The following is a 13,124-nucleotide window of genomic DNA, read 5'->3' on the forward strand; positions in this document are numbered from 1 at the left end:
CCTTTGGCGACGGAAAGCCGCGCCGCCCGCTCTTCCGCGTCGCCCCTCGCTGTGCTAGGGGAAAAACATGTCGATCCTGTCCAGCATCCTCTCCATTTTCACCGGTGGCGCCTCGTCCGAGGCCTCTGCCAAGCCCATGGCCGAGCCGCAGACCTATAAGGACTGCGTCATCCACGCCGAACCTATCCGGGAAGGCAGCCAGTTCAGATTGGCCGGCCGTATCGAGCGGGAGGTGGATGGTCGGACACTGGAGCGGAAGTTCATCCGCGCCGACGTCTTCACCTCGCTTGACGATGCGCTCGACTGCACCTTCCGCAAGGCGCAGCAGATCATCGACCAGAACGGCCCGGCTCTCTTCGGTGACGGGGAACAGACGCGTATCGTCTGAGGCTTACCGTAGTATCGCGAAGAAATGTTTCTTTGCGGTCACCGAATGTTAATGATGCAGCGCAACACTGACGCCCGAGATATTGCTCGGGTTTTTCAAGTGATTAATGCGTTTTTCTCCGGACTTTTTCTTCGTTTCGGTTTGTTTGCAACGGGAGCTGCCCTTCTGGCGGCGACACCCTCTGTAGCCGCACAAGAGGCCGTGACGATCCAAGCCGCCAAGGCTTCGGCGGATCTCGCCTGGCTGATGGCCGCCGCCGGCATGGTGATGATGATGCAGGTGGGCTTCCTGCTCCTCGAAGCCGGCATGGTCCGATCGAAGAACTCCATCAATGTCGCCCAGAAGAACCTGCTCGATTTCGTCTTCGGCGTGGTCGGCTTTGCCGCCATCGGCTTCATGCTGGCTTTCGGCAGCTCCGGTGTGCTTCCGTTCGGCATCGATGCTGACTATTTCCTGCTGAAGGGCCTCGACAGCTGGCTTGCCGGCTTCTTTGTTTTTCAGGTGATGTTCTGCGGCACGGCGGCGACCATCGTCTCGGGCGCGGTCGCCGAGCGGATGTCGCTCTCTGCCTATGTGCTCGGCTCGATCGTTCTTTCGACGCTCATCTATCCAGTTTTCGTCCACTGGGTCTGGGGCACGGCCATCGGCCCCAATTCCGGTGCATTTCTCGCCAATCTCGGCTTCGTCGATTTCGCCGGGTCGACCGTGGTGCATGCCACGGGCGGCTGGGTGGCACTTGCCGCCTGCCTGGTGATCGGTTCGCGGCGCGGGCGTTTCGATGCCGAGGGACGACCGATCCGCATTGCCGGCAACAATCCGGTGCTCTCGACGACGGGGGCTCTCATCCTGTTTTTCGGCTGGATCGGCTTTAACGGCGGCTCAACGCTCGCGGCCAATGCCGATGTCGCCCCTATCATCCTCAATACCGTGCTGGCGGGTGGGATGGGCACCTGCGTCGGTTACGTGATCGGTGCCAAGCAGGACGGTGTCGTGCTGCCGGAAAAGGCGCTTTGCGGCATGCTGGGCGCCCTGGTCGCGGTGACGGCCGGCTGCCACCTCCTCGAGCCCGGCGGCGCGCTTTTGATCGGCGCGCTCGGTTCGATCGTCGCGCTCTACGGCAACCAGTATATGGAGGAGAAGCTGAAGATCGACGACGCGGTCGGTGCCGTTGGCGTGCATGCCTTTGCAGGCGTTGCCGGAACCGTGGCGCTTGCGCTTCTGGCTCCCGTCGACAGGCTACCCGCGGGCGGTCGTTTCGACCAGCTTTACATCCAGATCTTCGGGTCTGCGCTCAATTTCTATTGGGCCTTCGGTCTCGGTTATGCCTTCTTCTGGACGCTCGACAAGCTTGTGCCCATTCGCGTGACGGCAGAGGCCGAGGATATCGGCCTGAATATTGCCGAGCACGGGACGCGCCTGGGCGTCGGCCATGTCGAGGATGCGCTGTCGAAGCTCGTCTCCGGAAAGGCGGATCTCGGCGACCGCTTGGCAGTCGATCCCGGCGATGAGGCCGAGAAGCTCACCCGGCTCTTCAACAGTCTGATGGACAATATCCAGCAGCAGGAGCGCAGCCGTAGCGAACTTGAGGCGCAGGTCCGCGACCAGGAGGAAGCAGATCGGGTGACGGCGCTCGCCAATGCGACATTCGAAGCCATCGTGATGCATGAAGACGGCTTGATCATCGACGGCAACGAGCAATTCGAAGTGCTGACTGCCCGGAAGATCAGGGACCTTGTCGGCACCTCGATCCTCGATCTGGTCGATGAAACGGGCCGACGTCTGCTGATCGATGACCCGAACCCGGCGCCCGACGTGTCGCGGGAATTCCAGATCGTCCGCATGGATGGCACGACGATCCCGATCGAGGCGCGTGGCCGCAACATCGAATATCGCGGACGCCACATCCGCATCAGCTGCCTGGTGGATCTGCGCGAGCGCAAGGCCGTCGAGGGGCGCATGCGCCATCTCGCCCAGCATGATCCGCTGACCGGGATTGCCAACCGCGCGCTCTTCACCGAGACGCTGGCCGCGCATGTCGCCCAAGCCAACGACGGCTGGGGCTGCGGGGTTCTGCTCGTCGATCTCGACCATTTCAAGGATGTGAACGACCTTTACGGGCATCCGGCGGGTGACGAGGTGATCCGCGAAACCAGCCGGCGTCTGACCGAGGTTCTCGGTCCTTCTGACATGGCGGCGCGACTGGGTGGCGACGAATTCGCTGTGATTCTCGGCAATTGCCATTTCGAAGCGCAGCTCGAAGACGTCAGCCGTCGACTGATCGAATCCTTCCGGCAACCCTTTGACACCGGCCAGGGCGAGCGCATCAAATGCGGCGTCAGCATCGGAGGTGCGCTTTGCCCCGAACATGCAGGTGAACTCGACGAACTGATCGGCCGCGCCGACGTCGCGCTCTATCATGCGAAGAAGTCCGGCCGGAACACGTTCCGTGCCTATCGCCGGGGCATGGACGAGTTGATCGAGAAGCGGCGCGCGCTGGAGGCCGATATCGAGCGCGGGCTGGAGCGCAGCGAGTTCGAGCTCTATCTCCAGCCGCGGGTCGCCGCCCGCGATGGCGCGATCATCGGCTATGAGGCGCTTGTCCGCTGGAAGCATCCGGATCGCGGCATGGTCCAGCCGGGGGACTTCATCCCGGTGGCGGAGGTGTCAGGCAAGATCATCGATCTCGGGGAATGGGTGCTTGCCGAAGCCTGCCGCCTGGCAGCGGGTTTTCCTGAACACCTGCATATCAGCGTCAATGTCTCGCCGGTCCAGTTCCGCCACCCGCAGTTTCTCGAAAGGGTCGAGGCCAATCTCGGAGCCTCCGGCGTTTCGCCGCATCAGCTTGAGCTTGAGATCACGGAGAGCGTGCTGATTGACGACGACCAGCGGGCGCGCCTCATTCTCGGTCATCTGAAGATGCTTGGCCTCAGGATCGCGCTCGACGATTTCGGCACAGGCTATTCGTCGCTGAGCTATCTCAGCCGCTACCCGTTCGACGTGATCAAGATCGACCGCAGCTTTGTGTCGGCGCTCGGCACGGAGGACACAGCCGACGCCATCGTCCGTACGATCATCGATCTTGGCAGCGGGCTCGGCATGCGGGTCGTGGCAGAGGGCGTGGAGACGGTCGAGCAGGCCCGCTATCTGAGTGCGGCGGGCTGTGACGAATTGCAGGGCTACCTGCTGGGTAGGCCACTGCCGGTGGGCGAGGTGGCGAATGCGGTGGTCGACACGGTCGTGACGGAATTGAAGAAGATCGCCAGGCTTGCCATCCGTCTCGACAAGCGGTCTGCCCGCGTTGACCAGGATCTGCCGGGCGTGAGGGCCGCCGGCGCGTAAAGTCTTTCAGGCGGATCTTGCAGGAAGCGCGACCGTAAGGGCCGCGCTTCCGTGACGTTGAGTATCTAAGGTCAGGCGGCGCGCGCCAGTTCCTCGACCTTGGCCTTGGCCGAAGCGACTGCCTTTTCGGCGGCTTCCGGACCGTATGCTACGCCCTCGACATAGACCGTCTCGACCAGCTCGATGCCGAGGAAGCCGAGAACCGTCTTCAGATAGGGTACGGCATGGTTCATCGGCGCGCCCGGGCCGGACGAATAGATTCCGCCAGCGGCGAGCACGAGATAGGCCTTCTTGCCCGTGGCGAGACCGACCGGGCCGTTCTCGGTGTAGCTGAAGGTGAGGCCGGCGCGGGCGATATGGTCGATCCAGCTCTTCAGCGATGAATAGATGTTGAAGTTGATGAGGCCGGTGCCGATGACGATGGTATCGGCAGCCATGAGTTCTGCGACCAGCTCGTCGGAGATGGCAACCGAAGCAGCCTCTTCAGCGCTGCGTGCATCGGCCGGCTTGCGGATGGCGGCGGTGAAGGTGCCGTCGACGTGGTCGAGCTGGGTCTCGACGAGATCACGGCGAACCAGCGTGCCTGCCGTACCGGCAAACTTCTCGGCGAGCTCGGTGGCGATCGCGTTCGAGAGGGATTCCGAGCCGCGCGGGCTGGAGGTGACGAGAAGGATGGATGACATGTGCAATTTCCTCGAAAGATGACTGGCCCTTGGGAGCAGGCCTGCCATGCATCTATGTCCGAGCACGCATCAATGAAACTGTGATAATCTAGATTGGTCATATCGAATAACTGGATGGATGCCCGATCGCCATGGATGCCAACCCGACCCTCGACCAGTTGCAGGTCTTTCTCACTGTGGCCGATACCGGCAGCTTTTCGGCCGCCGCCCGGCAGCTCAACCGCGCCCAGTCCGTAGTGAGCTACACGATCGGCAACCTGGAAAGCCAGCTTGGCGTGACGCTGTTCGAGCGGACGGGCACGCGTCAGCCGCGGCTGACGGACGAAGGCAGGGCCATGCTGACCGACGCGCGCCGGATCGTGGGCGATCTGCAGGTGATGCGCGCCAAGGTCCGCAGCATGCATCAGGGGCTGGAAGCGGAGCTGTCGGTTGCCATCAGCGTTCTCGTGCCGACGGGCGCCATGCTGGCGGTGCTGCGTGAGTTCCAGCGGCAGTTCCCCACCGTTTCGCTGCGCCTGGAGGTTGGCGAACTCGGGCGCTTGGTGGAGCTTGTGATGAGCGGCAGGGCGACCATCGGGATCGGCGGCTCCCCGACCCGGCAGGACGATACGCTGATCGTCACCCGCATCGGCCACAACTTCCTGCTACCGGCTGCAGCCGTCGATCATCCCTTGGCGTCACGCAAGGGGACGCTTTCGCTGCAGGACGTGCGCGAGGAAACCCAGATCGTCGTGAGCGACGCCTCGGACCTCACCTCCGGTCGCGATTTCAACGTGCTGTCCTTCAAGACATGGCGGGTCAGCGACATGGCGACGAAGCACCAGCTGATCCGCGGTGGCCTTGGCTGGGGCGGACTGCCGGCTTCGATCATTCGCGAAGATTTGGCCAAGGGCCGGATCGTGCATCTGGATCTGCCGGCTTATGAACAGGGATCCTACAATCTCTATGCCATCCGCCGGACCGACAATCCGCCGGGGCCAGCCGGCACCTGGCTGATCCGCGCCTTCGAGGAGCAGTTGTCGAATTGCCCCATGGATTTCGCACCCGCGCCACTTGCTAAAGTGGTTTAAGGAATCGATTCAACACCTTGAATCGATTCCGTAGTTTTTATCATGCAGCGAGCAATGTTGCTCCGGTCAGAGCGTCAGCCGGAACTTTGCAAAGCCGTCCGAGCCTTCACCTGCATCCTCGATCTTGGCGCCCTTGAAACCGGCGAGATGCTCGCGGGCCTTCGGTCCGGTTTCGAAGACAACGGTGGTGTCGCCAATCGGCGCAAACGACCAGTTGCCGTCGGCGGACGGGTTGATCGTGCCCTGGTCGACGATGTAGCGGACGATGATGTCGCGGTTGGTATCCGGTCCGACAAAGATCACCTTGTCGGCCGTGATTTCCGGAAACTTGCCGCCGCCACCCGCACGGTAATTGTTGGTGGCAACCGCGAAGGTCTGGCCGGGATCGATTGGCTTTCCGTCGAACTGCAGGTTGACGATGCGGCTTGATTCCGGATGAACGACGACGCCGTCCTTGTCGTAGCGGGCAGGTTTGGTGAGGTCGATCTGGTAGGTGACGCCATCGATGACGTCGTAATTGTAGGACGGGAAGTCCGGATTGATGAGGGCCGCATCCTTCGCGCCCTTCTCGATCTGGTTGAAGATGCCGGCGGACATTTCCAGCCAGTTCTTCACCTGCTCGCCGGTGATCGCCACCGCCTGGATCGTGTTCGGATAGAGATAGAGATCGGCGACGTTCTTGATCGCGATATCGCCGGCGGGAACGTCGGTGAAATAGTCCGCACCGCCGCGACCTCCGGCCTTGAAGGGGGCCGCTGCCGACAGCACAGGCAGATCCTTGTGCGGCCCATCTTTCAACATGTCCTTGATGTACCACGACTGCGCGATCGAGACGATCTGGATCGAGGGATCGTCGGCCACCAGGGCGAAATAGGAATAGAGCGGCGCAGACGTCTTGCCGACTGGCGTGCGTACATAGTCGAGCGTCGCCTGGTGCTCGGCGGCGACCGAGGCGACGATCTCGGCCTTGTCTGTGGTGTCGGCAACGACCTTGCGGTTGTCATCGCGGTGGTAGATCGGCCGCGCCTCGCAGGTGAAGTCGACGATCTTCCAAGCTGATCCGTCCTTTTCGAGCAGAAGGTCGATGAGACCCATATGCGAGCCCCAGAAGCCGGCCATCACGGCGGGCTTGCCGAGCAGGGTGCCCTTCACGGCGTCAGCGCCCGGCACGTTGTCGAAATCCTTCGGGCCGGGAAATACGAGATGCTGGTGGCCGGTGAAGATCGCGTCGATACCCTCGACGCCGGCAAGATAGAGCGAGGCGTTTTCCATGCCTTCCGTCTCGCCGTGCCCGTCGATGCCGGAATGGGAGAGGGCAATGACGATATCGGCACCTTCCTCCTTCATCTGCGGCACCCAGGCGCGCGCCGCCTGCAGTATGTCGCGGGTTTGGGCCTTGCCTTCGAGGTTTTTCGCATCCCAGAGCATGATCTGTGGCGGCACGAAGCCGATGAAGCCGACCTTGATGGGGCTCGTCGCACCCGAGCCGTCGCGGATCTGCTTTTCTATGATGTGGTAGGGCTTGAAGTAGAGAGCATCCTGCTTCGGGTCGGAGGCGAGCTGACCCTTGGTGAGATTGGCGCAGACGAAGGGAAATTGCGCACCGGCCAACGTGTTGAACATGAAGTTCAGGCCGTAATTGAACTCGTGATTGCCGAGCGTGCCACAATCATAGCCGAGCGCATTCATGGCCTTGATCACGGGATGCACGTCGCCCGGCTTCATGCCCTTCTGATAGGCCATGTAATCGCCCATCGGATTGCCCTGCAGGAAGTCGCCATTGTCGATGAGCATCGAGTTTCCGGCCTCGGCGCGGATGCTGTCGATCAGGCTTGCGGTGCGCGCCAGACCCATCGTGTCGTTCGGCTTGTCGGCATAATAGTCGTAGGGCATCACGTTGACGTGGATGTCGGTGGTCTCCATCAGCCGGAGATGCGCCTGATTGCCATTGGCGCGGGCGGCGAAGGGATGCAGCGTGACGAGCGCGGCAGAGGCGGCGATGCCGCCCAGGAAGGAGCGGCGGGACAGCGGATAGAAATCGAGCAGGGACGGCATGAGGGCTTCACAAACTGGTTCTGAAAGCGACAGAGGTTAAGTCGCTTTCAAGATGCTTGCACCTGTAAAATGACAGGGGTGAGACGTTGCCCTTTCCGCTGCTCAGGCCGGCACGAGGTTGCGCGGGTCGCGGTGGAAGTTGCGAAAGTATGCGGTGATCTGGGCAACCGAATTGCTGGTCTGCTCGAACTCGACGCCCATCTTGCCCGCCCGGTACCAGCGCACCGATCCCTCGATATGCCCGAGTTCGGCGCAGCGCACCGCGACAGTTGCCCCGCGCTTGGCCTCGATCCAGCCTTCGAGCTTCAAGGCCATGCCGGTTCTGGAAATGTCGAGAATGCGGATGTCCAGCTTATGCCCCATGTATTCGAGGGTACCCCTGATATGGCAGCGAATGCGCTGGGTCCGGCGCCCGTCGGGGCTGAGTTTGGCTGCAAGCATTCCTATGCGCTCCGTCAAAATGACTGAATGAAACGCAGGAAGCCTCGGCCAGGCGCCTTAACGGCATCTGGCCAAGGTCATTAGAATGCGAGCAAACTCCCTAGGAGATTTTAGGTATTTGGGGGCTTATCCCCGCGATTTACCGTTAATTCGGCAGGGTTTCAGCGCGTCAGCACCGGCCGGACTTCCTGATGGAAGTGGCGGAAATACGCGGCGATCTTGGCGATCGAATTGCTGTTGGGGCGGAACATGATTCCGATTCGGCCGCCATAGTTCCAGCGGACGACGCCTTCGAGATGGCCGATATCGTCATTCTCGATGGTGACCTGGCTGCCGGCAGCGGCGGTCAGTTTGGTGCTGAGTTCAAGGGCAAGGCCTGTGCGTGATATGTTGATCACGCGCGCATCCGCCTGCTGTTGGAAATAGTGGATCTTGCTGTCGAGCCGGCAGCGGCTGCGCGGAGATTTGCGAACATCCATTCCGAGATTATTGCTCATGATGCCGTCCTGGTGAATACAATGATGGCAACCTACGCCTCATCCGTAAGAACGGTCTAAATCAAATCATTAGGATTTTCGGGATTGTCTTCAAAGCCCCACATTGGGGCGTTCGATGACTTCGCGCAGCGCAAAACTGGAATTGATCTTCACCACATGCGGCAGCGCCGAGAGCCAGTCGCGATGGATGCGCTCATAGTCTTCAAGGTCCTTGGCAGCCACGCGCAGGATATAGTCGTATTCACCGGACATCAGGTAGCAGACGAGCACGTTCGGACAGCGCTTCACGGCAGCCTCGAACTCGGTCAGCGTCTTGGCGAACTGACCCGACAGCGAGATGTGGACGATGACCATCATCTTGTAGTCGATCGCCTTGTGCGACAGGCGTGCATGATAGCCGCTGATCACACCCGATTTTTCCAGCATGTCGTGGCGCCGCGAGCAGGCGGATGGTGACAGGCCCACCGTTTCGGCAAGCTCCGCATTGGTCATTCGACCATTCTCCTGAAGCGCCTTCAGAATGGCACGATCGATGGCATCCAAGTCCGCCATTCGTAGCTTTCTCCGTTTTAGGGCTTCCTGACGCAAGAAGCTGCGAATTGTCTGAGGTCGTGGCCTTCACTTTGCAAGGACATTTTGCGCGGAGAATGTTTGAATTTCCGTATCTGAAACAAAGCAGCTTCGGCTGCGAATAAGAGAGAGGAACGCTTCATGCGTGTCGGTTGCCCGAAGGAAATCAAAAACCATGAATACCGTGTTGGTCTGACCCCCGGTGCCGTCAGAGAATATGTGGCGCATGGCCATGATGTCCTGATTGAAACGGGTGCGGGCGCCGGGATCGGTGCCGATGACCACGCCTATATCGCCGCTGGCGCGAAGATCGCAGCCACAGCCAAGGACGTGTTCGAAAAGTCCGACATGATCGTCAAGGTCAAGGAACCGCAGCCTTCCGAATGGGTGCAGCTGCGCGAAGGCCAGATCCTCTATACCTATCTCCATCTGGCACCAGATCCGGAACAGACCAAGGGCCTGCTCGAATCCGGTGTTACCGCCGTTGCCTATGAGACCGTGACCGACGAGCGCGGCGGTCTGCCGCTGCTCGCCCCGATGTCGGAAGTCGCCGGGCGGCTGGCCATCCAGGCGGGTGCAACGGCTCTGCAGAAGGCCCATGGCGGCCGCGGCATCCTGCTCGGCGGCGTGCCGGGCGTATTGCCCGCGAAGGTCACCGTGATCGGTGGCGGCGTGGTTGGTCTGCATGCGGCCAAGATGGCCGTCGGCCTCGGCGCCGATGTCACCATCCTCGACCGCTCGCTGCCGCGCCTGCGCCAGCTCGACGACATCTTCGGCGGTCGCGTCCACACCGTATACTCCACGATCGATGCGCTTGAGCAGGAAAGCTTCTCCGCCGATCTCGTCATTGGCGCGGTCCTCATCCCCGGTGCTGCGGCTCCGAAGCTCGTGACCCGCGAAATGCTGTCCGGCATGAAGAAGGGTGCCGTCATCGTCGACGTCGCCATCGACCAGGGCGGCTGCTTCGATACTTCGCATGCCACGACCCATTCCGACCCGACCTATGTCGTTGACGGCATCGTGCATTATTGCGTGGCCAACATGCCGGGTGCGGTTCCGATAACCTCGGCACATGCGCTCAACAATGCGACGCTGGTCCACGGTCTGGCGCTGGCCGATCGCGGCCTGCGGGCAATTGCAGAAGACCGTCACCTGCGCAATGGCCTCAACGTCCACAAGGGCCGCATCACCAACAAGCCGGTGGCCGATGCCTTGGGCTATCCGGCCCATGCACCCGAAGCGGTTCTCAACGTCGCTTAAGGGAAGTTTCCTCCCGTAACGTCAGAAGGGCTCCGGCACATGCCGGAGCCCTTGGTCATTCAAGGCAGCATCGGGCGCGTTTTCGGCTCATGCATAGGACAGCCGGTCAGCTGCGACCGTCGGTCGGCAGCGATGGGATAGACGTGTCGGCGGGCACGCATCACATTGCCGAGCGGTCGATGGTCTTCGACGCCGCGCCAGGGGCGGAATGTCAGCCCGTCATCCACCGCGCGGGAGCGATCCATGGACCACGAGGTCTGGGGTGCAACCCGGATGGTCGCGATCTCCAGATAGGGGCTTTCTTCCTCCGGCCAGACGACCGAGGCATCTTCGATCGGCATGGTCTCGAGGTTGCGGCAAAGCTGCGCGCGCAGGGTCCATTCGCCGCCCTCGCGCTCCATGACATCAGCCACGGCATGGCGAAGCACGTCCGGACCTTCGGAGAGGTCGAGCCGGAGATCCGTGAGCGCACGGAAATTGGCCGAGCGCGGCACGATGTCGAGCTTGGCAACATAGTCGCCGAAGCGGGACGGGACCTGGGTGTAGTAGTGCTCGCCGAGAGGATGCGTCTCGGGATAGCCCCCCATGGCTTTCAGCGCGCCGGCATCGGCACCCATGGCTTCGAGACCCCTGACGATCGGTCGGAGGATCCAGCTCAAGGCCGACTTTGCCCATTCTACCCGGTCGGTGGTCCGAGAGATCAGCTTCAGGTTCTTGGCAAAACCTGCAGCATCCGGTGCGGCGAAGGCGGGGGCCGTGGCGAAGAGGAAGTCCTGCGTGGTGTCGTCGAGGCTGTCCTGCAAGCGCTCGCCTTCCACCTCGAAGAGCTTGATCGCAAGCCCTCTTGGCAGGGAGACACTGTCGCGCAGCGGGTCGCCGGGGATGGTCGAGATGCGGATAACGGCCGGATAGCTGTGGCCGGGCCGGGAGAAGAGGCCCTGCCGCAGCTCGGCGGGCAAATCGGGATGGACGGTGACGCTCGCTTCCAGCAGGGCGTGGCTCTTGGCATGCACGCTGCGCTGCGCATGGCCGAGATCCTCATGCGTCTTGCCGATGATGTAGAGCATGCTCTCGGTGATATCAGCGATGGCCGTCTGCTCGTCGGGATCGATCGTTTCGAGGTCGGCGCGATAGGGGATCGGTGGATTGGGCTGCATTGAGGTCTCCGTCCGTGTTGTTCCGCAAACGGGAACGCAGGCGGGCACTGCAGGTTCCTGCCGGACCACGGGAGGGCGGCCCGGCGGTGGCGCCAGTCAATCCAGGGCAGACGCGATCAGGGTCGATCGATCCGGCATTGGTAACAGTTGTTGCGGGCCGAGCGGACATGCAGATAGGCGATATCGGGATTGGCGAAGAGCTCTCCGGCGCGTTCGGTGATCGCTCGAGTCTCCACCACGCCGCCGCTGCCATAGACGATGCGGTCGTCGTAGCCATATCCGCGGACGATATAGTCGGGGCTTTCAAGCATCGGGGGCAGCACCTCTGCGGCCTCGTAGCGCGGGCAGGCTATTGCATGCAGGAAGATTGGACCCGTCTCCGCATAGGGCTGGAGCGTCGGGAAGGGGCGGTAGGCAAGGGTGAGATAAGGCTCTCCCGACGCGATGGGCCCGAGGCAATGGCGGCAGGGATAGCCGCCGGGCGAGATGCGCTGCTCCGGGGCAAGGCCATAGGCATCGGGGGTACCCTCCCGGTAGGCGGCGGCTTCTGCGGACGGCATGGGGATGAAGTGGACGGTTGTCATGGACATCTCTCCTGAGGTTGGATGTCGCATTGTCCTCTCAGCCGCACCAGAGCCGCCACCCGATTCCTGCGCGGGGAGATGTTGTCAAAAATGGCGTTTTTCTCTCGCTTAACCTCTGCGATAGATAATGCGGCGATCAAACATCGGGTGAGGGGCTCCCATGACGTCTATCAAGTCCGCAGCTGCGGCGGTATTGGCTTTGTCCGCTGCATGTCTTTTCCAGCCATCCACGCCTGTCCGGGCGGCCGAGCTGACCGCGGAACAAGTGGAAGAAGGCCAGCGCTTCGTCGTCAACAACGCGATCTTCATCCTCTTCCACGAGGCCGGCCACATGCTGGTGTCGGAATTCAACCTGCCGGTGCTCGGCCGCGAGGAGGATGCCGTCGACGCGCTTTCCTCCGTGCTGCTGCTCGGCGCTGAGGACGAAGACCTGAACACCACGATCCAGGACGCCGCCGACGGCTGGTTCCTGCTCGATGAGGCCAAGGAAGACGGCCCTCAGGAGGACGACTTCATGGGCACGCATGGCCTCGACCGCCAGCGCGCCTTTGCGATCGTTTGCATGATGACCGGAGCGAATGCTGAATTCTTCAAGGTCTTTGCCGATTCGCTGGACTTTCCCGAAGAGCGGCGCCAGGAATGTGCCTTCGAATACCAGAAGGCGCGCGACAGCTGGATGAGCCTGCTCGCCGCCAACATGAAGGAAGGCGCCAAGACCAAGTTCGAGGTGACTTACGAGCCTGCCGGCAACGAGGACCTGCAGGGCTTTGCCGATCTCCTGAAGAGTGCGGGCGCGCTGGAGACGATCGCGACCGTATTCGGCGAAGGCTATGGTCTGAAGGACGGCATCAAGATCACCGGCAAGACCTGCGGCACGGAAAACGCCTTCTGGTACGCCGAAAACCGAGAGATCACCTATTGCTACGAGATGGCGGCCTTCCATGCCGGTCTGATCGCCAACTGGTTCGAGAACCAGACCGCTGGCGGAGAGGATGCCAGCGGCGAAGAGGTGGCTGACGAGTTTTCCGAAGAGGAAACCGAAGCCACCAGCGTCAAGCTGAAGAAGAAGGACTGAGCGAC

Annotated in this window: 12 protein-coding genes; 5 read left to right on the top strand and 7 right to left on the bottom strand. The window is 61.8% G+C overall.

Features of this window, described 5'->3' with window-relative positions; genetic code table 11:
* Positions 1-67 precede the first annotated feature (67 nt).
* Together C0V73_RS09865 and amt are read left to right on the top strand one after the other, a co-directional pair.
* The gene (locus C0V73_RS09865) at positions 68-388 is read left to right on the top strand and encodes an HlyU family transcriptional regulator (protein ID WP_102019832.1); all 321 of its coding nucleotides are present in this window, start codon (positions 68-70) and stop codon (positions 386-388) included.
* A 201-nt stretch (positions 389-589) separates the two neighbouring features.
* Positions 590-3,727: an ammonium transporter gene (amt, locus tag C0V73_RS09870; RefSeq protein ID WP_245407935.1), complete on the top strand. Its 3,138-nt coding sequence runs from the start codon at positions 590-592 to the stop codon at positions 3,725-3,727.
* 71 nt (positions 3,728-3,798) lie between these two features.
* Here the strand turns inward: amt and C0V73_RS09875 are convergent, their stop codons facing one another.
* The gene (locus tag C0V73_RS09875) at positions 3,799-4,410 is read right to left on the bottom strand and encodes an FMN-dependent NADH-azoreductase (RefSeq protein ID WP_102019833.1); all 612 of its coding nucleotides are present in this window, start codon (positions 4,408-4,410) and stop codon (positions 3,799-3,801) included.
* Between the two features lie 131 nt (positions 4,411-4,541).
* On the opposite strand from C0V73_RS09875, the gene C0V73_RS09880 reads away from it, so the two are divergent.
* Positions 4,542-5,480: a LysR family transcriptional regulator gene (locus C0V73_RS09880; protein ID WP_102019834.1), complete on the top strand. Its 939-nt coding sequence runs from the start codon at positions 4,542-4,544 to the stop codon at positions 5,478-5,480.
* A gap of 66 nt (positions 5,481-5,546) precedes the next feature.
* On the opposite strand, the gene C0V73_RS09885 is transcribed toward C0V73_RS09880, so the two are convergent.
* From C0V73_RS09885 to C0V73_RS09900, 4 genes are all read right to left on the bottom strand, one after another.
* Positions 5,547-7,535 carry a bifunctional 2',3'-cyclic-nucleotide 2'-phosphodiesterase/3'-nucleotidase gene (locus tag C0V73_RS09885; RefSeq protein ID WP_102019835.1) on the bottom strand — a complete coding sequence of 663 codons (1,989 nt, stop codon included), beginning with the start codon at positions 7,533-7,535 and terminating at the stop codon, positions 5,547-5,549.
* 102 nt (positions 7,536-7,637) lie between these two features.
* Entirely contained in the window at positions 7,638-7,976 is a 339-nt protein-coding gene (locus tag C0V73_RS09890; RefSeq protein WP_102019836.1) for a PilZ domain-containing protein, read from the bottom strand.
* 161 nt (positions 7,977-8,137) lie between these two features.
* Positions 8,138-8,473, bottom strand: coding sequence for a PilZ domain-containing protein (locus C0V73_RS09895; protein WP_102019837.1), 336 nt, complete (start codon positions 8,471-8,473; stop codon positions 8,138-8,140).
* A 90-nt stretch (positions 8,474-8,563) separates the two neighbouring features.
* Complete coding sequence (locus tag C0V73_RS09900) at positions 8,564-9,025, bottom strand: Lrp/AsnC family transcriptional regulator (RefSeq protein ID WP_102019838.1); 462 nt, start codon at positions 9,023-9,025, stop codon at positions 8,564-8,566.
* A gap of 159 nt (positions 9,026-9,184) precedes the next feature.
* Here C0V73_RS09900 and ald point away from each other — a divergent pair, with 159 nt between their 5' ends.
* Complete coding sequence (gene ald / locus C0V73_RS09905; RefSeq protein ID WP_102019839.1) at positions 9,185-10,303, top strand: alanine dehydrogenase; 1,119 nt, start codon at positions 9,185-9,187, stop codon at positions 10,301-10,303.
* Positions 10,304-10,362: 59 nt separating this feature from the next.
* Here the strand turns inward: ald and C0V73_RS09910 are convergent, their stop codons facing one another.
* Together C0V73_RS09910 and C0V73_RS09915 are read right to left on the bottom strand one after the other, a co-directional pair.
* A complete protein-coding gene (locus C0V73_RS09910) occupies positions 10,363-11,460 on the bottom strand; it encodes a catalase family protein (protein ID WP_102019840.1) in 1,098 nt (365 codons plus the stop codon).
* 116 nt (positions 11,461-11,576) lie between these two features.
* On the bottom strand, positions 11,577-12,044 hold the full coding sequence (locus C0V73_RS09915; RefSeq protein ID WP_102019841.1) for a DUF1203 domain-containing protein: 468 nt from the start codon (positions 12,042-12,044) through the stop codon (positions 11,577-11,579).
* A 160-nt stretch (positions 12,045-12,204) separates the two neighbouring features.
* On the opposite strand from C0V73_RS09915, the gene C0V73_RS09920 reads away from it, so the two are divergent.
* Positions 12,205-13,119: a DUF4344 domain-containing metallopeptidase gene (locus tag C0V73_RS09920; protein ID WP_102019842.1), complete on the top strand. Its 915-nt coding sequence runs from the start codon at positions 12,205-12,207 to the stop codon at positions 13,117-13,119.
* The last annotated feature ends 5 nt before the right edge of the window (positions 13,120-13,124 follow it).

This window comes from Rhizobium sp. TH135, assembly GCF_002855515.1.
GTDB lineage: Bacteria > Pseudomonadota > Alphaproteobacteria > Rhizobiales > Rhizobiaceae > Allorhizobium.

Excerpts from the sequence above, each read along its gene's own strand:
- C0V73_RS09865 (WP_102019832.1), top strand. The coding sequence starts at position 68 with ATGTCGATCCTGTCCAGCATCCTCTCCATTTTCACCGGTGGCGCCTCG.
- C0V73_RS09875 (WP_102019833.1), bottom strand. The coding sequence starts at position 4,410 with ATGTCATCCATCCTTCTCGTCACCTCCAGCCCGCGCGGCTCGGAATCC.
- C0V73_RS09880 (WP_102019834.1), top strand. The coding sequence starts at position 4,542 with ATGGATGCCAACCCGACCCTCGACCAGTTGCAGGTCTTTCTCACTGTG.
- C0V73_RS09885 (WP_102019835.1), bottom strand. The coding sequence starts at position 7,535 with ATGCCGTCCCTGCTCGATTTCTATCCGCTGTCCCGCCGCTCCTTCCTG.
- C0V73_RS09890 (WP_102019836.1), bottom strand. The coding sequence starts at position 7,976 with ATGCTTGCAGCCAAACTCAGCCCCGACGGGCGCCGGACCCAGCGCATT.
- C0V73_RS09895 (WP_102019837.1), bottom strand. The coding sequence starts at position 8,473 with ATGAGCAATAATCTCGGAATGGATGTTCGCAAATCTCCGCGCAGCCGC.
- C0V73_RS09900 (WP_102019838.1), bottom strand. The coding sequence starts at position 9,025 with ATGGCGGACTTGGATGCCATCGATCGTGCCATTCTGAAGGCGCTTCAG.
- ald (WP_102019839.1), top strand. The coding sequence starts at position 9,185 with ATGCGTGTCGGTTGCCCGAAGGAAATCAAAAACCATGAATACCGTGTT.
- C0V73_RS09910 (WP_102019840.1), bottom strand. The coding sequence starts at position 11,460 with ATGCAGCCCAATCCACCGATCCCCTATCGCGCCGACCTCGAAACGATC.
- C0V73_RS09915 (WP_102019841.1), bottom strand. The coding sequence starts at position 12,044 with ATGACAACCGTCCACTTCATCCCCATGCCGTCCGCAGAAGCCGCCGCC.
- C0V73_RS09920 (WP_102019842.1), top strand. The coding sequence starts at position 12,205 with ATGACGTCTATCAAGTCCGCAGCTGCGGCGGTATTGGCTTTGTCCGCT.